The sequence below is a fragment of the Nocardia sp. NBC_01730 genome, from assembly GCF_035920445.1.
Lineage (GTDB): Bacteria > Actinomycetota > Actinomycetes > Mycobacteriales > Mycobacteriaceae > Nocardia.
Genome location: NZ_CP109162.1, coordinates 4,257,630 through 4,279,076, shown reverse-complemented (window position 1 = coordinate 4,279,076; position 21,447 = coordinate 4,257,630). Strand labels below are relative to the sequence as shown.

The window sequence follows — 21,447 nt, the reverse complement described above, 5'->3', positions numbered from 1 at the left end:
GAGCTGGGAGTTTCACTCCCGCACCGAGTCAAACGCCCCAGCCACTCGGCTCCGCGTCGGCGTCACCAAGATCACGGCCGAATTTCACCTGGATTCATCGACTGCGTTGCGGGCCCATCGCCACAGCGCGGCAGTGAGTACGAGCGCGGCCAGAGCGCCTGCTGGAAGGGTGATCGCGGCGGGGGCCATCGCGTATCCGGGCAGGGCCGCGACGGGCCATAGCGGCGGGAGTGGCGCTAGTGCCCAGGCCCATGTGGGGCCGAGCGTCCAGGCGGCTACTGGTACCAGGGTGAACAGCGCCCCTGCCACTTTGGCGAGGGCGAGCGCGCGGACGCGGTTCGCGGCTGCTCCGGCGACGATCAGCACGAACGCGGGGGCAAGTGTGGTGGCGAGAAGTGCGGCGCCCGTCAGCCGCCAGGCCGGACCGTCGGCGAGCCCGCTGAGCGGTAGGGCTGCTGCCAGGCCGATCGCGGTGAGAGCGGCGGCGGTGGCGGCCCGGTAGGCGAGGTAGCGGCCGATGCCCAGCGGGGAAGTGCTGAGCAGCGTAACCGCGCCTTGTTCGCGGTCCTCGGCGGTGCGTAGTGCCACCATCCCACCCACCATGAGCGGCAGGTGGAGTAGGACCAGCGCCGCGAGCAGCACAGGGTGTAGCCGGTCGAGGTCCAAGCCGGTTCGTATGATGACCGGCGCGTCATCCAACAGCGGCAGACCGTACCGCAGGCCCAGGGCGGTGAGGGCAGGCCCGGCGAGCAGGGCCCAGGTCATCGGGTCGCGCGCGGCGCCGATGAGATCGATGCGGGCGAGGGTGCGCAGCGGCGACGCCGTGGGCCACAGCTTTGTCCTCGTAGGGTGCGGTCGGCGCCGAGTGCGGCGGTCGGGCGTTTCCAGGGTGCTGGCGCGGGCCAGTGCCCAGCGTGCCAGCGCGCACGCCCCAGCAGCGCAGGCGGCGGCGTACCCGGCTAGGGCCGCGACCGTCGCCCCGGATAGCGGCGCCGCGGCGGGGTCCAGTCCCCACAGGACTAGTGCGTGTGCAGCCGAAGTGGGTGCGGCGTACAGCAGCGGGCGCTCGGCCAGGCCGGAGGCGACGACCAGAGCTGGAACCAGCAGCGGCCCGAGCGCCACCGGGACCGCGGCCACCACGTCGGACAGGCTGTGGGCGCGGGCACACGCGGCCAGAGACAGCGCGCACAACAGGACGGTGAGCAGGGCGGTTCCCGCGGCGGCAGCAGCTACCCCGGCGACCGGCATGGCCGGGCGGGCAGCCAGCGCGATGGGAACCGTCGACGCTATGGACAACAGGGTGAGCACGGTCAGCCGTGCGGCCACGTACTCGCCTGTGCCGAGGGGGCTGACCCGCAGCGCGGCCCATGCCCCACTGGTGCGTTCCCCCAGCAGGAGAAAGACGGCGAACAGCACACCAAACCCCGCGGTGTCGAGGAACAGAATCAGGCTTGCGAAGGGGCGTGCTAGATCTGCCGGGAGGAGCGCGGCAGCGCCCGCCCACAGGGCAGCCAGTCCTGCGGCGAGCAGCGGCACACGCAGGCGTAGCTGGACGCGCCACTCCAGGGCGAGGGCAGCGCGCGGGCGGTGCAGCATCGTTGTTGTGGTCATCGTGGCGCCTCGGGTTCAGCGAGTCCGGATCGGTGTCCGGTGACGGCGGCGAAGACGTCGTCCAGGGCGGCCTCGCGGCTGTGGATGGTCTCGATCGCTCCCGGCACGAGCGCGGCCACGGCTTCCAAGGGCAGCTGGCGCTGTTCGAGGTGGCCGTTGCGGCGATACTCGACGACCACCTCGGGGTGGCCGTGGGCGATTTTGAGGCTGCGCGGGGTGTCCACGGCGGCGATGCGACCGTCGACCACGAACGCCACCCGGTCGCACACGCGGTCGGCGGTGGGCATGTCGTGCGTCGTGACAAGCACGGTCGCACCGGCGTGAGCACGGTGACGCAGGATGCCACGGACGCGTTCGGCGCGGACCGGGTCCAGCCCGGAGGTGGGTTCGTCCACCAACAGCAGCTCAGGCCGGTTGATCAGGGCCCGTGCGAGGTTGAGCCGGATGAGCATGCCCTTGGAGAACTCGGCGGTCGGCCGGTCGGCGGCAGCGGTCAGATCCACCGAATCCAGCACCGCGTCCGGGTCCTCGGTCGGGCCGCGGTAGAACGCGGCGAAGGCGGTGAGGTCCTCGCGGGCAGTGAGCCCGGGCAGACGGGCGGGCAGTTCGAAACCGACACCGATCCGCTCGAAGAAATCGCGGTCTCGCCCCTGCCCCACCGGTCGACCGAGGACGTGAACCTTTCCGGAGAAGCGACGCAACTGGCGGGTCAGGACACGGTGCACGGTGGTCTTGCCCGCCCCGGACGGACCCAGGAAGCCGAACACTTCGCCACGGTCGACGGTGAAACTCATATCGCGCACGGCAGGGGTGTCGGCACCTGGGTAGGTGACGGTGAGGTGGCTGACCTCGATCGCCGGCTCAGGCACGGCGGTTCCGCTCGAGGGCGGCGAAGGCAGCATCAACGGTGGCAGCGAGGTCGGCGCCGTCGTCCTCGGCCCAAGCGGTGACCGCCGTGGCCAGCGCGGCCGTGCAGGCGGCGGCAGTCACCCGCAAAGCCAACGGAACCGCCCCGGACGCGTCGCCGCGCAAAACCTCTTCCAGCAGGCGCTGGGTGGACGCCCGGTTCTCCCACTGGCGAGCACGCAAGGCCGATGCGGAAAGCATCAGCCGGGTGCGCTCGCGAACGACGACCATCTCATGCTCATCCAAGAGCGCGAGAGCTTCGGCGATACCACGGCGGACCCGCTCGACCGGGTCGGCCTCGCCGCGAGCGGCGACGAACCGGGCAATCAGGGGATCGTAGTTGTCGCTGAGGACCACGTCCTCCTTGGTGGGGAAATACCGGAAGAAAGTGGTGTGCGAAACCCCCGCCTCGGCAGCGATGCGCTCCACAGTGACGCCGTCGTAGCCATGCTCAGCGAATAGACGCAGAGCAGCCTGTTGAATTGCCTCGCGGGTACGGGCGCGCTTGGCGGCCCGCCAGTCGGTTTCCATCCAACCTCCAACATGTTATCGACTAACATATTAGTAACTAAGGTCATGAAGGGGCAAGGCGTGATCGGTCCTGAGGTTTGTGGTCTCGGGATGCGGACCATGCGTCGTAGGCACTTTGCGCCGATCGCGCGCCGGTTTCAGTCGTCATACCGATCGACTTGTCCACTCGGCGCAGCGGTAGTTCGCGCTTTGAGTCAGTTCTGAGAGTGGTTCTTTGTGCCGCATCAGCAGTGCGAGACAGACGAAGATTCCGATGAGAGCGAGTGCGATGATCTCGTCCATGGCGGGTACTCCGCTATGGCGTGGCAGGACATCCGTCGCGGCGTACGGATCGGTGGTCTGTCCGGCCGTGGCCCCGACAGGAGAGTACCCATTTACATCGCTGGCCCAGCAAGAAATTTCGTCACCTGAGCTCCCGAGAGATATAGGGTCGGTCGCAGGGCTGCTTACGATTCCAGACGCGCCAGCTTGGCCGGTTCGCACAGAGTGATTCTCGGCTGTGTGCAGGGCCGGCTTCCCGTTCGGAGGCACTTCGGTGAATCCGCCCGCAGCGCGCGGCCACCGTAATTCGCTGGAATAGTGCAACACGACAGGCAGCCTGACTGCAATACCGCGCAAGTCCCGTACCCGCGGCTGCCACGGCCGAATTGTCCGCGATCGCGAGCAGAGGCTGGTACCGCGCCTGCGACTAGGTCAAGAAAGGTGTCAGCTGTGAGACCGCCTCGACCGGATGTTGTGCGTGTATCGCTTGGCCGATCTCGTCGAATTGCCAGCCGTCGCTGGAGCGGACCAGTTTGCCCATGACCAGGCCGGTGTGTGAACCGCCGCCGCCGAGGTCGTAGCGGGTGATCTCGGTGCCGGACATGCCGTCGATTACGCGGCAGAAGGCGTTTTCGATCTGCTCGAAGGTTTGGCCTGAGTAGCACGTGACGATGAAGACCGCGGTGGTGATCTGGGGTACTAATCGGGTGAGGTCGACGGTGATGATTTCGTTGTCGCCCTTACCTTCACCGGTCGTGCTGTCGCCGAGATGGCGTACCGAGCCATCGGTGGAGCTGAGCTGTTGGTGGTAGACGACATCGACGAGGCGATCCGCGGCGAACAACAGCGCTGAAGCATTGAGATCGATGTCCTTGCTTCGTCGGCCGAACCAGCGCCGCTGCTTGACCGGGTCCCATCCGAGAGCCATACGGACGTAGTCGAGTCCCGCCCCACTCGCATCGCGCAACGTCACGAACATGGGTTACCCCCTACTTTCTATCAGCGACCGAGGGCACTGATGTGCTGCTTCGCCGAATCATGGCCGGTGTCCCACTCAGGGACGTCGTGTTTCTGATAACCGCACGCGTTCCACTACCGCGCAATGCGGCGAGCAGCCGGAAGAAGCTGCCGGTTCCGATGGGGTTCAGCTGAACACAAAGTAGCGCAACCATAGATATGGTGCGGCGATCGCGATCGTGATTGCGGTGACTGTTGCGCCTTTGCGGGTGAACTCCCAGAACGACACCGGTGTCCCGGCGCGTGCCGCGATGCCGAGCATGACGACGTTGGCGCTGGCGCCGACCGCGGTCAGGTTGCCGCCGAAGTCCGCCCCCAGGGTCAGTGACCACCACAGCGCATCGGCGTGGACGGGGTTGTCGATTGTGCCGGTGAGGTCGGCTACCAGCGGGCTCATCGTGGCCACGTAGGGGATGTTGTCGATGATGCCTGACAGCAGCGCTGACACCAGCAGTATCAGCATCACCGCCACGAGGGCGTTGCCGCCGGTGGCGTCGGTCGCCCACTGCGCCATCGTTTTCACGACTCCGGTCTCGACGAGCGCTCCGACCATGACGAACAGTCCGGCGAAGAACAGCAACGTCTCCCACTCGACCCCGGAGAGGTATTGCTCGGACTCGACTCCGGAGATGAGCACCAGCACACCGGCGCCGAGCAGCGCCACCACCGACGGATCGATATGCATCACGGAGTGGGTGATGAATGCGGTGAACACGGCGAGCAACACGGCACCGCATTTGATCAGCAGACCTCGATCCTGGATTGTTTCGCGCTCGTCGAGAGCCATCACATCGGCGATGCGACTGGGTTCGGCGTCGAAAGAGCCACGGAACAGCAGCGGCAGGATCAGGGTGAAGACCGCCAGCTCGAGGGCCACGATCGGGGCCATGTGCACGAGGAAGTCGTTGAACGTCAAGCCGCTTCGGCTGGCGACGATGATATTCGGCGGGTCGCCGATCAACGTCGCGGCGCCGCCGATATTGGATGCCAGCACTTCGGCGATGAGGAACGGTACCGGTCGGATCCCGAGTCGGTCGCACACCAGCAGGGTGACGGGAGCGATGAGTAGGACGGTGGTGACGTTGTCCAGGAAAGCCGATGCCACCGCCGTGATCAGCGTCAGCAGGATCATGATCCGTACCGGAGATCCTTTGGCGCGCTTGGCTGCCCAGATCGCGGTGTATTCGAATATGCCGGTCTGGCGCAGGATCCCGACGATGACCATCATCCCGAACAGCAGCAGGATGACATCCCAGTCGACACCGGTGTCGTGGGAGAAGAACGCCTGTCCCGAGTCGAGTACACCCAGCGCGAGTACCACTGCGGCACCGCCCAGCGCGGCCTTGGTTTTGTGGATCCGTTCGGTCGCGATCAGCAGATACGCCACCACGAACGCGACGACGGCAACCGCGGTCACTGCGGATCACCCGGGTTGCCGCCGACTGTCAGGTGGCGAGTGTGACCTGCAGCAGGCGGGACGCGGTGATCACTCCGATCATCCGAGTCCCGTCGACCACCGCGACCAGCGGGCACCGGCAGCGGGCCATCAACGCGGCAACCTCCACTATTGTGTCGTCGGCTCGGGCGACCGGCAGTACCGACTTCGGTTTCGGCTCCGGGAGCAGTTCGCCGACGGTTTTGCCGCGCAGGGTATCCGCGATTCGATCGGCCACCGACTCCGAGAGCACACCGGCCAGCGACGGGTCGTCCTGCACATACCGGGGCACCAGGAACCGCACCACCTGGGAGGCGGGCAATACAGCACGGGGCGCCGAGTCGCCATCGGTCACCACGATGCCCGGCAGCCGATGCTCGGCCAACAGCTTCGCCGCCGCCAAGGCATCGGAATCCATCGTCACCGACGGATAGTCCTCGGCTATCTGACTTGCCTGCACACCAGCACGATACGACTCGCGCGGACTTCGCCGACATGTATCCGCCCGCGTGGGCAGGAATTGTGTGTATAGACATCGTCAAAGACGACACTCGTATGTGCGCCATGCAGCTTCCCATCGCCGGACCGCCCGACCCGCAACCGAGCCGGGTATGCCGACCAGACTTCCCGGCGCACCACCCGTAAAGATGCCGTAAATGCCGGTACGAGGCAAACCGGGCCACACCGTGACGGCACGAGCCCCCATCGCTTCGTCCTCGCCGCCGCGCCTTGCTTCGAGCGCGGACGATCGACCGACAGCAATGCGGGCGAGAACCCCCCCGGGACCGAGCTCATTGCCCGACGTATAGGGCCTTCGGCACGTCAGCAGAACGGAAAGGCCGTGAATGAGCCTGCCCGCGACCGTGGTGTGCCGTCGCCGAAAGCAACGATTACTGCTCGTAGACCGCGGGCGATACCTCGAAGCGCGAGATGGCCGCCGACGGCGAGGGCTTGCTCATCTTGGTCGACGAGCAACGCCGCTCCCGATGCTCACGATCACCGAGTGTGTTCGAGAAATTGCGGTGGCTCCCAGGTCCATACCGGTGCGAGCGCGCGTTCGGACAAGGCCGGCCAGCGGGAGGCTGGGATCATGCGCAGCATCAGTTTCTGGAGGTTGTAGCTGAGTGGGTTCGCCGACGTCCCGCCCAAGCCTTTCTTGCGGGCTTGCTTCACGATGGTCTGTGTTCGTGGCCGGCGGGCGGCGTCGTACTGCCTCAGCGCTGCGGGGACGTCGCCCGCCGCGGCCAGCGCGGCCGCGAGCACGACAGCGTCTTCGATGGCCTGTCCGGCGCCTTGGCCCATGTCCGGGTGCATCACGTGCGCGGCGTCGCCGAGCAAGGCCACGTGACCGTGCACGTAGGTCGGCAGTGAGTCGAGGTCGGCCAGGTCGTGGTGCAGCACGACATCGGGCGGGGTGGCATCGAGCAGCGCCGGGATCGGGTCGTGCCAGCAGCCGACCCGACCACGCACCTCGCTGAGCTCATCATCGAAGCGGATACCTGGCCCCTGTGCCCGGGCCACCAGCGCCCAGTACACCCGGCCCCGTCCGACCGGCATAATCAAGAAATACTGGCCACGGCTCATAGTCATGCTGGCGTCGACCCCATCCAGCTTCGCGATGGCCCGCCACACCGTGTTGCCCCAAAACCGCGGTCGCGGCGCATCCGGCCAGAGCAGCCGCCGGGTGGTGCTGTTCGCCCCGTCGGCGGCCACCACCAGATCGGCGGTCGACTTCGCACCGCCGCAGGTCACGGTGACCTTCCCTGCGGTTTGCTCGATGCCGGTCACCTCGGAACTCGTGCGTACGCACTCGTCGGGGACGTGTCCGAGTAGTGCGCGGTGCAGATCGGCGCGGTGAAATCCCAGTAGCGGTGTACCATCCTCCGGGGTCTGCGCATTGATGAGGTAGCTGCCCGATGGGGTGCGCAGGTGGTTGGGGGCGTGGAACGGTACGCCGGCTCTGCGTACTTCCTCCCCGACACCGAGCGCGTCGAGCGCGCGTAAAGCATTGGGCGACTGGGACATTCCAGCGCCTACTTCACCGAGCTCCGAGGCCCGTTCCAAGACGGTGACGTCCCAGCCGATCCGCCGCAGGGCGATGGCGGCGGTCAGTCCGCCGATTCCGGCACCGACCACAATGGCTGATCCGTTCATGGTCACACTCCTTTGCTGGATGGCCGTGGGGGTGCGTTGTCGAATACCTTCGCCATCCAGTCGAAGGTGTCGTGTGCCTCTTGGATCCGCGCGGAGCGGGCGCTGCCGGACCCGAGCAGTGCCATGCCGTCGGCGGCCAGATCGCGAAACGAAGCCAGCGAAGCGACTTGCCGCTGAACCACTTTCTCCCACGCGTTGTCATCGACGCGGTAGTACGCGGTGCGCTCACCGGCGCGCATGCGCTTGTTCACGAACCCCATGGCCATCAGCACCCGCAGATTCGTGGTCAACGACCCGCGGCTGGCGCTGATCGCCACGCCGATCTGCGCCGCGGATTGCTCGGGCGGATCGCAGACCATGAGCCAGCCCAGGCACCGCCCCGCGATAGGCGGCACGCCGTCCTGAGTGAGGAACATCGCCAGCCGCTCGACCCAATCCATCAGCCGGTCGTCGTCAAGGCCGGTCACATCATGCCCCTTTCGCCTTCCGCTGCAAATTTTAGTATTAACTAAAATTAGCGTACATGACGGCAGGGCGAGGGGAATGGGGTGCGGGACTGTTGCTCGAGATAACCACGACCGACCGAAGGTGATCGCCGAGTCCTGAGAGATGAGGGACTGAGGGCTGACGGATCGAGGGTGCCGCTGCAGTGCGGCACCCTCGACTACTCAGGAGGTGAGGTCGCGGCGGTCGAACCGAGTCAGGCCCGCGATGACCAGGATCGCCGAGATCGCGAACAGGATGGCGGCGTCGGCCCATTGGATTCCGTTCCGCAACGGTTCCCCGCCGATGTAGTAGTGGAACGGCGACAAATACTCGAGCCACTCGGCGCCGATGACGCCGCCGAGGCTGTGGGCGGCGTAGGTGAGTACACCGATCGCCGCGGCGCCAGCGAGGACTGGGCCGCGCCGCCCGGTTGCCGCGCCGAGGCCGATCGCCAGCGCACCGAAGCTGATCGCCAGCAGTGTCAGGTTGAGGCATTGTGCCGCGAACTCGCCGACGCTGATCGAGTCGAGGTCAGCGGAGGAGCGGATCGCCAGCATGCCGAGCAAGACCAGCAGCCCGATCGCGGCAGCGCCGGTCACCAGGGCGGCGAAGCGCTGCAGTGCGAGCCGGATTCGGCTGATCGGATACGCCAGCAGAAGGTCGAGGTATCCGGATTCCTCGTCGCCCGCGATAGCGCGCGCGCCGAAGCTGACGCCGAAAATCATCGCCAGCAGCGGTAGCAGCAGCCCGAAGACACTGGAGCCGAGATACCCTGCGGCTGAGGACATATCGTCGAGACGCAGCGCCTCCCGCATCGCTTCCGGATAGTTCTGCACGGTATCGGCCATGTCGCCGCTCGATACCTGGGGATAGAACCCGGCGTACATCAGCCCGACTGCGGTGATCCCGGCCGACCAGGCGATCAGGGGTCGGCGGTTGTCGGAGATGGTCTGGGTGTAGATGTCAGGCAGCATCGGATTCTCCGGTGTAGTAGCTGTGGAACAGGTCTTCGAGCGCGGGTTCGGTGACCGACAGCGCGACAACATGGTGCGCCACCACCGCCCGCAGCAGCTCGTCCGGGCTCCCGGCGACCTGGCAGCGCAGGGTTGTGTCATCCATACGGACGTCGGTCACGTTCGTCAGCGCGGTGAATTCGACGATGCTGACCGGCTCGGTGAAGGTGATCTCCACATCGCGAACGGCGTTGGTGCGCAGCCCCGACACCGTGTTCGAGGCGACCAATCTGCCGTCTCGGATGATCGCGACCCGGTCGGCGACTGTCTCGACCTCGCTCATGATGTGACTAGACATGAACACCGTCTGCCCGTTCTGGGCGGCCTCGGCCGTCATCTCCAGGAAGGTCTGCTGACCGAGCGGGTCCAGGCCCGAGGTCGGCTCGTCCAGGATGAGCAGTTCGGGGGAATGCATGAACGCCTGGACCAGGCCGAGCTTTTGACGGTTGCCCTTGGACAGGCTCTTGACCTGAGCGTTCTGATCCAATTCGAGCCGCTCGCAGAGTGCATCGATCCGTTCAGCGGCGACTCCGCCGCGTAGAGCGCCCAGTAATCGCAGCGTCGCGCCGACGCTCCGGCGGCCTGGTACGACGAAATCCCCGGCGAGATAACCGATCCGCGTGTGCAACTGCACCGCGTCTTCTCGAGGGTCGAGGCCCAGTACGCGAGCACTGCCACTGGTCGGTCGAATCAGGTCCAGCAGCAACCGGATGGTTGTCGACTTACCTGCCCCGTTCGGGCCCAGGTAGCCGAACACCTCACCTCGGCGGACCTCCAGAGACAGCTCGACCAGACCGCGGGCGGAGCCGTAGGTCTTGCTGAGCCCTTGAAGCTCAATCACGTTCACCATGAGGCGAATGTACTGAATTTTCAGACATCTGTAAATATTCTGAACTGATGGAGGTTTGCTACGGTTTTGGGTGTGGGTACCAATGAGCGATTGCGGGCCGCCGCGGAGAAGCTGGCCTTGACCTTGTCCGACGGGGGAGGGATGCAGCGGTCCACGGCTCGGGTGATGACGGCGTTGCTCTATGCCGAGCAGGACACGATGACTGCCGCGGATTTGTGCGAGGAGTTGTCGATCAGTTCCGGCGCGGTCTCCACCGCCATCAAACAGCTCATCCCGGTCGGCCTGATCGAACGAGTCCCCGCACCGGGCAGTCGGCGCGACCACTACAGATTCCGCAGAGGCGCTTGGGCGGCTTTGATGTCGCAGCAGAACACGATGCTGGCCACCATGCGCGACGCCGCCCAGGAAGGTATCGATGCGACCGGCGAGGACACGGTCACCGCGCGCCGTCTGCACGAGATGCAGGACTTCTACACCTACATGACCAACGAGCTGGTCCCTCTCATCGATCGCTGGCGCGAGCAGTACGCCGCCGAACACGACTGACAGGATCCGCTGGTGACAGCGTTGCGGTGCGCATGCCGTAGACGGCATCGGGATCGGCGATGCGTACCGCGTGGGTCGTGGCTATGAGACGCCCGCCATTTCCTGCTCGGGCTCGTCCGGTACCTGATTCTCCGGCCCTCGTAGATCTTCGTCGGGCCGTCGCGGCCGGAGGTGTCCCCATGGCAATGCGCAGATTCCCGCGATCGCCGCCAGCGCCACCGTGACCGCGACAGCCAGCCCGCGCAGCCTTGACCGCACTCGCTCCTACGGCGCGCAGCGGATCATCGACTACACCGAAACCCCCGTCGTGCAGGCGGTGGCCGGACAGCGGTTCGACGTGGTGCTGAACCTGGCGCCCAGCAGTCCGGAGGAGAACACGGAGTTGGCGGACCTGGTCGCCGACGGTGGGGCATACGTCAGCACGACCACTCCCGTCCCGGAGGATGTCGGACGCGGGGTGCGGGCAGTGCGGCCCTTCGCGTACAGCGACGCCGCTCAGCTCGCCACGCTGGTCGCTCGCGTCGACGCCGGAGAGCTGGAGATCGCGGTGGCCGAACGACTGCCACTGTCCGAATTGCCCACTGTCCATACCCGCGCCGCCGAACGGATCGCCCATGTGGCCGAGCTAACCGCCCGAGTCGAGGGCCGAGAGCTGGGTTTCGAAGTGGCCGCACAGCTTCGGGCCGAGGCGGAGCGCTGAGAGCTGCTGAAGTGATGCCGTCGTCGCTGCGGGCACGTGGCGACGGTGTGGGAATTACGTTTGCTGATACTCCTTTCGAATTGCACGTTCAGGGTTCGAGGTGGCCCGGTGTGCGCGCAGGCCGCCGATCAGGCACAGCGCTGCCCCGAGTGTGGCCCAGACGACCAGGACGGTGATGGCGGGGGTAGCGCCGCGGCCGTCGAAGAAGGCGGTCGATCGCAGTAGCCGACCACCCGCCCCGGGCGGCAGCAGCTGCCCGAGAGCGCCGGACCAGCCGGGCAGCATTTCGGGGGCGGTGGCCGTCCCCGAGAGGGGGTTGCCGATGAGCATCATGATCACGGCGCCGATCCCGATTCCGGCGTTTCCGAACACCGATTCGAGCCCGAGAACGGTCAGTGAGGTGGCCGCGATGCTCAATGCGACGGCACCTGCGTTGGTGGGGTAGGAGCCGCTGAGCGAAGCGAACCAGAACTGCAGGATTCCCGCCACGGCTAGGCCGCAGGTGACCGCGAAGGCCAGTGTCCCGGAGACGCGGCGGCCGGTGCCGCGCACGAGCCTGGTCAGCAGCACTGCGGCGAGCAGGCCGCCCATGACCAGTGGCAGGGCACCAGCGGACAGGCCGGCGCCGCGCAGGTCGTCGGTGGGCAGGGCGGCGAGGTCGCGGACCGCCACCGGTGTACCGGCATTGCCGTTCTGTCCGAGTCCGGTCGCCATAGTCTGCAGGGTTTGGGCGACCGCGGTGCTGGCGGCGGAGGCGACGATGACCTGCGGGGTGCCGGAGCTGAGATCTATAGCTCCATACGCCTGCCGGTCGCGGATGAGTTGTTCCGCGCTCGCAGTGTCGGCGACTTCGGTGATGTCGAAGCCGCCCGGCGCACGCTGCTCGAGCGCGGTCCGGACCTGGGCGACCGCGGTGGTCGGCCCGGCTAAGGCGATCGGCACATCGTGCACCGAGGACCGCACCGACGGCCAGGCGAAGGCGATGAGCAATACACTGGTGATCGTCGTGAGCAGGACGACGGCTCCGGCCACGGTCGGCCATCGTGACGGAAGCGTGTCGGTGGCGAGCGGTGCCCGCGTGGTCATGTCTTTCTCCTTTGGACGGTCGGGTCGTGTCGGTTCGTGGCCGGTGTCAGCGCAGGGTGAGTGGGGTTTCGGTGTCGATGTGGGTCAGCTTGTGCGGGTTGCGGACGAAGTAGAGACCGGTGATGCGGGTGTCCTCGACCCGCACCGCGATGACACCGTCGAGTTCCCCGTCGATGTGCAGCGCCAATGCGGGGCTGCCGTTGATCGCGGTCGGTTCGACGGTGAGCGCGATGTCGTGCTTGGTGAGGCCCCCGACCATGAACCGCGCCACCTTGTCCGCGCCGATGACGGGCCGTGGGGTGGCCTGCTTGATGCCGCCGCCGTCGCTGATCGCCACCACCTCGGGGGCGAGTACGTCGAGCAGGCCCTGCAGGTCTCGGGTCTCGAGCGCGCGCCGGAACGCTTCGACAGTCGCTTGCGCCTCGCGCGCGGTGACCGCGCGGCGCGGTCGGCGGGCTTCGACGTGGCGGCGGGCGCGGTGGGCGATCTGGTGCACGGCGGCGGAGGATTTCTCCACCGCGGCCGCGATCTCGGCATAGTCCAACCCGAACGCTTCGCGCAGCACGAATACCGCTCGTTCGGTTGGAGTCAAGGTCTCGAGCACGACCATCAGCCCCATCGACACGCTTTCGGCGAGTTCCACATCGGCGGCCACATCCGGAGTGGTGAGCAACGGCTCCGGCAGCCAGGAGCCCACGTACGCCTCCCGGCGGCGCTTCACCGAACGCAGCCGGTTGAGCGCCTGCCGTGTGGTGATTCGAACCAGATAGGCGCGCGGGGAGTCGACGTGCGCCGCGTCGACGCCTACCCAGCGCAACCAGGTTTCCTGCAGGACGTCGTCGGCGTCTGCCGCGGATCCGAGCATCTCGTAGGCGACCGTGAACAGCAGATTGCGGTGCGCGACAAACGTTTCCGTCGCTGCGAGGGTGGCGTGGTCACCGTCGCCGAGGCTCGCGGCCTCGCCCTCGGCCTGCCGTCGCGCACCGGATTCACCTGTCGTGTGCATGAATTCCTCTCCTGGAGGTGGTTGTGGGGGCCAGTACGGGCGCACGATGCGCGGCGTTCTCGATTCGAACGCTTCCGCACACCGTGCCACTGGTGATAGCGGCGGAACCGGCGTCTACGCGCTCGGTGTCGTCACGTTCTCATTCCGGGCTCGTAGCAGGGCGGGCCGATGTTCACCATCCTTCGGCCAGTGGTGCGACCCGGGCTTGTGCGCCTCGGTCACCAGGTGCTTGACGCTGGCGGTGCAGGAGAACTCCTTGAGCTTGCGGCCCATGAACCCGGTGAAGTACAACCGCTTTGCCGTGTCGTCCTTCTGAAGGAGTTGGAAGATCCCGGCACCGCGGCCGAAACTGAAGCACATGGCCTGGAATGCCAGGTCGATCGGCGCCGGCCGCTCGTCCGCGATCCGGGCCAGCACTGTGTCGGCGGCGTGGGCGCCCAGGCATCCAGCGATGTAGGCACTCATCCGGAACGGCAGGTCCGACGGCGCCGACGCGTCGCCCGCCGCGATGATGCGATCGCTGTCGATGCTGGTTAGTGTCTCGTCGGTGAGCAGCCGCCCGGCGGCGTCGGTGCGCAACCCGCTGCGGTCGGCCAGATCGGGCACACCGAAACCCGCAGCCCAAATAATGACCTGACTCGCCAGGGTGCGGCCGTCGCCGAGTTCCACGGTTCCCGACCTCACCGCGGTGACCGACGTATCCGGGCCTTCGATCACCTCGACGCCCAGGTTGGTGAGGTATTTGCGGGCTGTGCGCCGAGCGCTGGGGTGCAGGTACGGGCCGACGGCATCGCCGCAGACCAGCCTGACACTGCGACCTTGTTCCGCGAGTTCCGCAGCGGTCTCGATACCAACCGGACCGCCCCCGACGACCGTCACCGTGGCCGTCATAGGCGTGTCGAAGAGCACCGACCGCAGCCGCTGCGCGGCCTCCAAAGTCGCGACCGGATAAGCAAATTCGGCCGCGCCCGGCACCTGCGGTCCGCCGCTGAGGCTGCCTACCGCGTAGATCAGGTAGTCGTAGCCGATGCTGCCACCCTCGGTGAGGGTCACGGTGCGCCCGGTCGCGTCGATGTGCGTCGCATTGTCGACCACCAGCTCGACGCCCTCGGCGAGTACCTCCTGGTAGTCGACAACCGCATCGTGGGTCCCGCTCACCAGCTGGTGCAGCCGCAGCCGTGGTACGAAGACCTGCCGCGGATTGATCACGGTCACCGTCACGTCGTCGCGCTGCCTCACACGATTGGCCGCCATCACTCCGGCGTATCCGCCGCCGACCACGACTACCTCGATGCTCTCGCCCATGATGTCTCCTTCAATCCGAGTGGGTCGAGAACAAGACACCGCATCGACGAATATCCTGACATATTGTGAAGCAGATCACAGTCTCGTTCGGGCTGTGGGCTCGCCGTGCGATCGGCGCACCGATGGTTCCGTATGGAGATCGTCGGCCGGATGAGGCTCCGGCAGTGATCCATATCACTGGTCGAGGCTGTCAGAAAATCGCGACTGGCGGTGTCTCGTTCAGCAAGCACGCGAACCAGACAGGAGTCTCAACCATGAAGCACCGCATCGTCGTTCTCGGGGCCGGATACGCCGGAGCCTTCTCCGCCACATTCCTGGCACGCCAGCTCCACTCCGACGACTTCGAGATCACCGTCGTCAACGCCGAACCCGATTTCGTCGAGCGGCTGCGCCTGCATCAGCTCGCCGCCGGGCAGGATCTCCGCCACCGGCCGCTGGCGAAGGTGTTCGCGGGCACCGGCATTCGGCTCCGACTGGCGCGGGTAACCAGCGTCGACGCCGAGCACCGGACTGTCACAGTCGTCGACGGGGAGGGTGTCGACCGGCTCGAATACGACACCCTGCTCTACGCGCTCGGCAGCACCATCGCAGACCATGGCGTTCCCGGCGTCGGCGAGCACGCCTACCATGTGGCGGCGCGGCCGGCCGCGCTGCGCCTGCGCGCACGCCTGGACGAGCTGGGCGAGGGCGGGAAGGTGCTGGTGGTCGGCGGCAATCTGACCGCGATCGAGGCGGCCACCGAGCTCGCTGAATCCCGTCCAGGGCTTCGGGTCAGCCTCGTCACCCGCGGCGAACTCGGCGCCTCGCTGGGCGCTAAGGCCCGCCGTCACATGCGGCGCGCCTTCGACCGGTTCGATATCACGGTCCATGAGCACACCGCCATCGAGCGCGTCGAGAAGGCTGCGGCGACCGCCGCCGACGGCACCGCGTTCACCGCCGACGCGACCGTGTGGGCCGCAGGCTTCGCCGTCCACCCGATCGCTGCCACCAGCGGCCTGCTGGTGGAACCCAACGGACAGATCACGGTCGACCAGCAGATGCGGTCGGTCTCACACCCGAACGTCTACGCCGCCGGTGACAGCGTCTTTGTCATCGGCGACAACGGCCTGCCGTACCCGATGTCGTGTGCTTCGGCGGGACCCACCAGCAAGGCGGCGACGGCTGCAATCATCGGGGACCTGACCGGCCGCAAAGTCGCGCCAACCACCTTCTCCTATATCGGCAACCACATCAGCCTCGGCCGCAACGATGGGCTCTTCCAGCTGGTCGACGGTGACGCGCGAGCGAAACCGGGAGCCCTACGCGGCCGGGCGGCTGCACGCGTCAAGTCGGCGATCATCAATACCGCCGGCTGGGCTGTGAGCCACCCGACCTTCGGAAAGCCGAATCATAAGCACCGCTTGACCGCCACCCGGAAGCACTCACCCAGCGGGGCTGCCGCATGTTGGACCAGAACAGTGGGCTCATTGCGCGGCGTTCATTGTCGCCGACCAGGTCGTGGAACTGGGGGTCTTCCAGGACGGTTTGCAGAAGCAGGGTATTGATGTGCACCATCGCCGATTGCAGCAGGTGTAAAGCGAGCATCGATACCTCGGCGTGTTCGCGGTCAGCACCGGTGAGCTGGGAATCCTTGCCGTAGAACACAACCGTGTTGGCGGAGTTCCAGTTCTCCACCACCTGCAACCCGCTGTTGATCTCTCTCCTGAGTTCTTCCGACGCCAAGTAGTCGCAGGCGAAGATCGTGCGTACTGCCCGCCCCAACTCCTCCAGGGCCTGGTAGGTGGGGTGTTTCGGGCCGCCGCGGGTAAACCGCCGCAGGATCGACTCCGATTCGGCGGTGCCCAGGCGCAGCGCGGTGGCATATTTCACCATCTGGTCGTACTGATGGGCTATCAATTCCCACCGGATCGGGCGGGTCAGCACCGGTCCCAGCTCACCGTAGACGCCCGCGTCGTCGGGCCGATACAGGCGGATCGAGCCGATGTTCTTCAACCGGGGCAGCAGCTTGAACCCAACAATTCGGTGAAGGCGAACCTGACGACCGAGGCACCGTGGGTATGCCGCCGCCGCAGCGAAATCGCGAGTGTCGTCCAGAACATGCCCGCAACGCAACGGCATGGACTGGTGGAAGCCCTGAATGCATTCATCTCGACCGGACCACCAGCGCTGTCGCACAGGTCCTCGCCGCGAAAATCCCACGCCTGAACGACGTGCCGGATCCGGTGTCCTCGCAGGTCATCGGCAGCTTTCAGTGTGCCGACAGCGTGCCAAGAAATGCAGATCTCGGCTGTACGAGGCAGTACGAGCCGGACTGATCAGGCCCGTGAACTGGACGGGAGGGATGGGGCGACACCCGTTGGGCAGCCTCGGCGACACTGGCAGTGTGGGGGTCGGGGGTTCGAGTCGCCTTAGCTCCACTCATTTACGCAGGTCAGGGCCGTTATTTGTAACGGACCTTTTTCTCGTTTCACGGCTCAGTGTGCCAACGGGTGGGAGAGTCGCGCCTCAGCTTGACTCTGTTGGTGATCTGGACGTGGGCCTTGTGCTGGCCGCAATAGCGACATTGCATCATGCCGTGCCCGCGCGCGAATTCACAGACGGGGCCCTCGATTCCGGAACGCACGGGATACCGCTGCCGCCAGGCGGTGCCCTGTTGCTCGGCCCGGGCTCGTACTTGCAGGTCGAGGAGTTCTCAACAGGGCCTGACCTGTTTGCTCGAGAATTTCCCGGGCTTTCCCCGCGTTTTGGTCCCCCACGGTTGGGACGTGGCTGCCGAGGGATCGGGGTGTGGCGGGAGGGTCTCGACGAGAGGCTGTGATAGCCGACGTTGAGATCGGCTGGTGGTGGAGGTATCTGGCGTGAACCGTTTGGGACAGGCGTCCGGGCGATCGACATGCTGGAGCAGGCGGTAGAGGCCACCCCGGCCGACGCGGGGCGGCGGATCGGTTCCCGCCCGGCCGCGCGCCCAGTGTCACTGCGGGTTGTGGTGTAGTCGGTCGCGTTCGGCGGTGAGCGCGGCGTTGGTGTGGCGCAGTTCGGTGTTGGCGTCTTCGAGGTCGAGGATGCGGGCGATCGCGGCGAGGTTGACTCCTTGCGCGGTCAGGGCGGCGATGCTATGTCAGATGGCACAAGTTATCTGAGTTCCCTTCGATCGAGAATGGAGTGAGTAGGAGGTGGCGACCATGCTGATGCGCACCGATCCGTTCCGGGATCTGGATCGTTTGACACAGCAGGTGTTCGGCACGCCGGCCCGTCCGGCGGTGATGCCGATGGACGCCTGGCGCGAGGGAGACGAGTTCTTCGTCGAACTCGACCTGCCCGGCATCGACCCGGACTCGCTGGATCTAGATATCGAACGCAACGTGGTGACTGTGCGGGCCTCGCGCCCGGAACTGGACCCCGAGCGGTCGATGATCGCCGCGGAGCGCACCCGTGGGGTGTTCAGCCGCCAGTTGTTCCTGGGGGAGAACCTCGACACCGACGCGATCCGCGCCGACTACCGAGACGGGGTGCTGCGCCTGGTGATCCCGGTCGCGGAGAAGGCCAAGCCCCGCAAGATCGAGATCAGCCGCCACGACGAACGCGAGGCCATCAACGCCTGACCCGGCGGCCTCACGGGAGTCCTGTGATGTGCCCGCGATGAGGTGCGCGACCGGTCACGCTGCGACCGAGGCCGGCGAGCTGTCGGGCCTGGATGCCCGGCTGCTGGTGTTGGACGCCGATCTCGAGGAGCTGTTCGCCGAAATCGACCAGGTCTTGCGCGAAGCCCGGGATCGGTGGAGGTCCCCGCCACCGCGCGGACCTCGCGCACCCTGGCCACGGCCGGGCGCGCGGCGCCCGGGAGGGCGGACCGCCCGGCTGCACGGACGCCGACCGGGCGTCGGGCCGGCGCGCCAGCGCGGCCCGCCCCCGGCGCTGAGAGCCTCGGTGCGGTACCCGATGACGAGTGAGAGCGAGGTGATGCCCGTCGAAGACAACGAAGACCACACGAAACCGTTCTCGCGCAGAAGTGTTTTCGCGATATACGGGCCGGCGGCCGGGCCTGGTTCCTGCACACCGGCACCCGGACGCCAGGACACCCCGTCCGGCGCGTGCACAGCCACTGTCGTGGCACAGCAGGCGGGCACGGCGTGCCGCCCCGCCGTGACCGCCACCTGGACCACCACCCCCGCAGGCAGCGACTTCGACCGCGCCGGCCAGAACGTTCCCCTCCGCGACAGCGACCTCGACATCGGCCTTGACACCACCACGCTGCCCCCACTCGCCGAGGCCCTGCGCGCAGCGATCGAGCCTGCCGACCTCACCGACCGTATCGACCAAGCCTGGATCACCCCACATGATGATGACGACTACGACTACCTCGCCCGCTGACCACAGCGCCCGGACCCGCACTACCCGCACCGATCCCGCACGGCTCGCCCCGGCGACTGCGACAGACCCGGCCGATCTCGGCGTCCCCGTCGTCTACTGGCCCGCCCCCAGCGGTCTCGAGCAGTGGTGGACCGAAGTCATGGACGGCGCCCTCACACCGACACCTGCCTGCATCGGTCCAATCAGCGTGTAGCGCCTTTCGTGGTGGAGGCGACCCGTGGTGTTCTCGTCCCACGGCCGGTTCGTTCGGCGATCGGCCAGGCCATCCCACAGGTCGACTCCGAGTCTGCAGCGCTGATATCAGGTCTCGCCTGGGAGGTGTACGGCGGAAAGGAATTGCCAGACGCGGGTCGCGGCTTGCAGGTTGAAGCGGGTGTTGACGTCGCGCAGGTTGAAGCCGGTGAGTTCCCGGATGCGCCCGAGGCGATAGCGCAGGGTGCTGCGGTGGATGTGCAGTGCGGCGGCTGAATCGTTGTAGTTGCCGCCACATTCGAGGTATTGGCTCAAGGTGTGGACGAGGTCGGTGTTGCGGGTTCGGTCATAGTCGAGGAGCGCGCCCAGCCATTCACGCATGAATGCTTCGATCTGGCCGTCGGTATGGGCGGTGTCGATCAGGCGGTAGAACCCGAGTTCGTCGAATGCGGTTGCGCCGTCGGGTATTCGGGATCGCAGCCGGATATTGATGGCGCGGTGCGCGTCGGTGAAGGCACCAGCGAAATGGCTCGGCTGGTCGCAGCGGCCGCTGATGCCGATGGCCACCGGTGTCGTGTCGAGGTGTTCGCGGATCGCGTGGTGCAGGGCGACCGGATCGGGTCTGCGGTCGGTGATCAGCACCACCATCCCGGCGTGGCGTCCCGGAATGTAGTGCAGGTCCAGCGCGGTCGCAGCGCGGCCTACCGCCTCGGCGACCGCGCTGTCGGTGCTGTGTACCAGGACGAGGTAGTGCTGACCGTGTAGGTCGTGTCCCAATGCCTCGGCTCTGGCGAAGGCGCTGTCGTTGTCGTTGTCGGTACCGGACAGCAGATCGTCGACCAGGTCGCGGCGCAGGCGCAGCTCGATCTCGGCGACGTTGCGTTGATGCGAGAGTTCGAGCGCGAGAACGGTACTGCCGTAGCTGAGGGCGAAGAGGTGCTCGTCGGTCACCCGATGGTCGGGGTCGACCAGCGCGAGTGTGCCGAGGATTTCGGCGCGCGGTTTCACCAGGATGATTACCCGGTCGCAGACGCGCAGAGGTGCGTTGGCTGTGGCGAGGCGGTGCAGCAATTGCTCACGTTGCTGCGGTGAGGGTTTCGGGTAACGGTCCGGCAGATCCGGCCCGGACCAGGCCCTCAAGTTGCCGAAGGGGTCTTCTATCGCTACGGGTAGCCCGGACAGCTGAGCGAGGGCGTCCGCGATCCCGTGCTCCCCGCCGCCGTAGGCCGCGGCGCCGGCGAGCACTTCGTGTACCCGCATCTGGCTCTCCAGTCGGACCACACTGGCGGATAGGTGCTGGTTGGTCTCGGTCAATTGGATGGCGTGGGCGACCGACCGTTCGCGCAGTGCGGCATTCGCCAGCGCCGCACCGGTCAGCTGAGCCAGCACGGTGAGTAGGAAGATCTCGTCCGGCCGGGGTTCGTGGTCGGCAGCGACAAGCAGCGAGCCGCGTGTTCCGGTCACGCTCGACAGGGTGAACGCCCAGCCCCACTGGCTGTCGGACAGGTCGACTTTGCCTGCACCGTCCTGCGCGCGGATCTGGGTGTCGAGGTCGGGCCGCACAGGTAGCGGCGGGTAGGGCAGAAATTCGCCGTTGACGGTGTGATAGCTCGCCAGCGTGCGGCAGCACCCGAGCGAGGGCACCGCCTCCGCGGCGATCCGCAGGATGTCCAGGCCCTGATGTTCGGCGAAGAGCATCATCGACAGGGCGCACAGGGCGTGCATCGACGACAATTGGGTGCGGGCGAGCGAGTCATCGACGTGTGAACTCAACGGTTGCTGGTTCATGTGGATCGAGTCCGTGGGGTTAGGCGGCCGAGGTCGCGCGCCGACCTCGAAACCGCGACGGCTTCGGTGCCCGATCCCGAATACTGACCGATCGCGTCTGTCTACCGCGAGCCCGTGACCTGCTTAGATCCTTGGTGTCCCACGTGCCGATGCGATGCTGCGGCCGTCGATCCTTGATGTTACACCGAT

20 protein-coding genes and 1 pseudogene are annotated in these 21,447 nt (G+C 66.6%); 5 read left to right on the top strand and 16 right to left on the bottom strand.

The window, feature by feature from the left end:
* Positions 1–84: 84 nt before the first annotated feature.
* The 10 genes from OHB12_RS17015 to OHB12_RS16970 all read right to left on the bottom strand — a co-directional run bounded on the left by OHB12_RS17015 (position 85) and on the right by OHB12_RS16970 (position 10,264).
* Positions 85–1,611 (bottom strand): hypothetical protein, encoded by a 1,527-nt coding sequence (locus OHB12_RS17015; protein WP_327120693.1) that lies wholly within the window; start codon positions 1,609–1,611, stop codon positions 85–87.
* Complete coding sequence (locus OHB12_RS17010; protein ID WP_327120691.1) at positions 1,608–2,513, bottom strand: ABC transporter ATP-binding protein; 906 nt, start codon at positions 2,511–2,513, stop codon at positions 1,608–1,610. The genes OHB12_RS17015 and OHB12_RS17010 overlap by 4 nt, the downstream gene beginning before the upstream one ends.
* A complete protein-coding gene (locus OHB12_RS17005) occupies positions 2,473–3,048 on the bottom strand; it encodes a TetR family transcriptional regulator (RefSeq protein ID WP_327120689.1) in 576 nt (191 codons plus the stop codon). The genes OHB12_RS17010 and OHB12_RS17005 overlap by 41 nt, the downstream gene beginning before the upstream one ends.
* A 688-nt stretch (positions 3,049–3,736) precedes the next feature.
* Positions 3,737–4,288, bottom strand: a complete 552-nt coding sequence (locus OHB12_RS17000; RefSeq protein ID WP_327120687.1) for a TerD family protein — start codon at positions 4,286–4,288, stop codon at positions 3,737–3,739.
* 165 nt (positions 4,289–4,453) lie between these two features.
* Complete coding sequence (locus OHB12_RS16995; protein ID WP_327120685.1) at positions 4,454–5,743, bottom strand: ArsB/NhaD family transporter; 1,290 nt, start codon at positions 5,741–5,743, stop codon at positions 4,454–4,456.
* Positions 5,744–5,771: 28 nt separating this feature from the next.
* Entirely contained in the window at positions 5,772–6,221 is a 450-nt protein-coding gene (locus tag OHB12_RS16990; protein WP_327120682.1) for a CBS domain-containing protein, read from the bottom strand.
* 536 nt (positions 6,222–6,757) lie between these two features.
* Entirely contained in the window at positions 6,758–7,915 is a 1,158-nt protein-coding gene (locus OHB12_RS16985; RefSeq protein ID WP_327120680.1) for an FAD-dependent monooxygenase, read from the bottom strand.
* A gap of 2 nt (positions 7,916–7,917) precedes the next feature.
* Positions 7,918–8,382 (bottom strand): GbsR/MarR family transcriptional regulator, encoded by a 465-nt coding sequence (locus OHB12_RS16980; RefSeq protein WP_327120678.1) that lies wholly within the window; start codon positions 8,380–8,382, stop codon positions 7,918–7,920.
* 201 nt (positions 8,383–8,583) lie between these two features.
* Positions 8,584–9,375, bottom strand: a complete 792-nt coding sequence (locus OHB12_RS16975; RefSeq protein WP_327120676.1) for an ABC transporter permease subunit — start codon at positions 9,373–9,375, stop codon at positions 8,584–8,586.
* Positions 9,365–10,264 carry an ABC transporter ATP-binding protein gene (locus tag OHB12_RS16970; protein ID WP_327120674.1) on the bottom strand — a complete coding sequence of 300 codons (900 nt, stop codon included), beginning with the start codon at positions 10,262–10,264 and terminating at the stop codon, positions 9,365–9,367. The genes OHB12_RS16975 and OHB12_RS16970 overlap by 11 nt, the downstream gene beginning before the upstream one ends.
* Positions 10,265–10,336: 72 nt before the next feature.
* On the opposite strand from OHB12_RS16970, the gene OHB12_RS16965 reads away from it, so the two are divergent.
* Together OHB12_RS16965 and OHB12_RS16960 are read left to right on the top strand one after the other, a co-directional pair.
* Positions 10,337–10,810: a GbsR/MarR family transcriptional regulator gene (locus tag OHB12_RS16965; protein ID WP_442800054.1), complete on the top strand. Its 474-nt coding sequence runs from the start codon at positions 10,337–10,339 to the stop codon at positions 10,808–10,810.
* Between the two features lie 220 nt (positions 10,811–11,030).
* On the top strand, positions 11,031–11,510 hold the full coding sequence (locus tag OHB12_RS16960; protein WP_327120672.1) for a zinc-binding dehydrogenase: 480 nt from the start codon (positions 11,031–11,033) through the stop codon (positions 11,508–11,510).
* Between the two features lie 54 nt (positions 11,511–11,564).
* Here the strand turns inward: OHB12_RS16960 and OHB12_RS16955 are convergent, their stop codons facing one another.
* The 3 genes from OHB12_RS16955 to OHB12_RS16945 form a co-directional block, all read right to left on the bottom strand.
* Positions 11,565–12,596 (bottom strand): hypothetical protein, encoded by a 1,032-nt coding sequence (locus OHB12_RS16955; protein WP_327120670.1) that lies wholly within the window; start codon positions 12,594–12,596, stop codon positions 11,565–11,567.
* A 46-nt stretch (positions 12,597–12,642) separates the two neighbouring features.
* Positions 12,643–13,602: an RNA polymerase sigma-70 factor gene (locus tag OHB12_RS16950; protein WP_327120669.1), complete on the bottom strand. Its 960-nt coding sequence runs from the start codon at positions 13,600–13,602 to the stop codon at positions 12,643–12,645.
* Positions 13,603–13,716: 114 nt separating this feature from the next.
* The gene (locus tag OHB12_RS16945) at positions 13,717–14,907 is read right to left on the bottom strand and encodes an NAD(P)/FAD-dependent oxidoreductase (RefSeq protein WP_327120668.1); all 1,191 of its coding nucleotides are present in this window, start codon (positions 14,905–14,907) and stop codon (positions 13,717–13,719) included.
* Between the two features lie 254 nt (positions 14,908–15,161).
* Between OHB12_RS16945 and OHB12_RS16940 the strand changes: the two genes are divergently transcribed.
* A complete protein-coding gene (locus OHB12_RS16940; protein WP_327120666.1) occupies positions 15,162–16,451 on the top strand; it encodes an NAD(P)/FAD-dependent oxidoreductase in 1,290 nt (429 codons plus the stop codon).
* Here OHB12_RS16940 and OHB12_RS36360 read toward each other — a convergent pair.
* Both OHB12_RS36360 and OHB12_RS36355 read right to left on the bottom strand, forming a co-directional pair.
* Positions 16,408–17,025, bottom strand: a pseudogene (locus OHB12_RS36360) (Tn3 family transposase); the annotation flags it as partial. The gene OHB12_RS16940 and the pseudogene OHB12_RS36360 overlap by 44 nt on opposite strands.
* A gap of 349 nt (positions 17,026–17,374) precedes the next feature.
* Entirely contained in the window at positions 17,375–17,587 is a 213-nt protein-coding gene (locus tag OHB12_RS36355) for a hypothetical protein (protein WP_442800105.1), read from the bottom strand.
* Between the two features lie 502 nt (positions 17,588–18,089).
* Here OHB12_RS36355 and OHB12_RS16935 point away from each other — a divergent pair.
* Together OHB12_RS16935 and OHB12_RS16930 are read left to right on the top strand one after the other, a co-directional pair.
* On the top strand, positions 18,090–18,509 hold the full coding sequence (locus OHB12_RS16935) for an Hsp20/alpha crystallin family protein (RefSeq protein ID WP_327120664.1): 420 nt from the start codon (positions 18,090–18,092) through the stop codon (positions 18,507–18,509).
* A 37-nt stretch (positions 18,510–18,546) separates the two neighbouring features.
* Entirely contained in the window at positions 18,547–19,278 is a 732-nt protein-coding gene (locus OHB12_RS16930; RefSeq protein WP_327120662.1) for a hypothetical protein, read from the top strand.
* Positions 19,279–19,578: 300 nt separating this feature from the next.
* On the opposite strand, the gene OHB12_RS16925 is transcribed toward OHB12_RS16930, so the two are convergent.
* Entirely contained in the window at positions 19,579–21,258 is a 1,680-nt protein-coding gene (locus OHB12_RS16925; protein ID WP_327120660.1) for a PucR family transcriptional regulator, read from the bottom strand.
* Between the last annotated feature and the right edge of the window lie 189 nt (positions 21,259–21,447).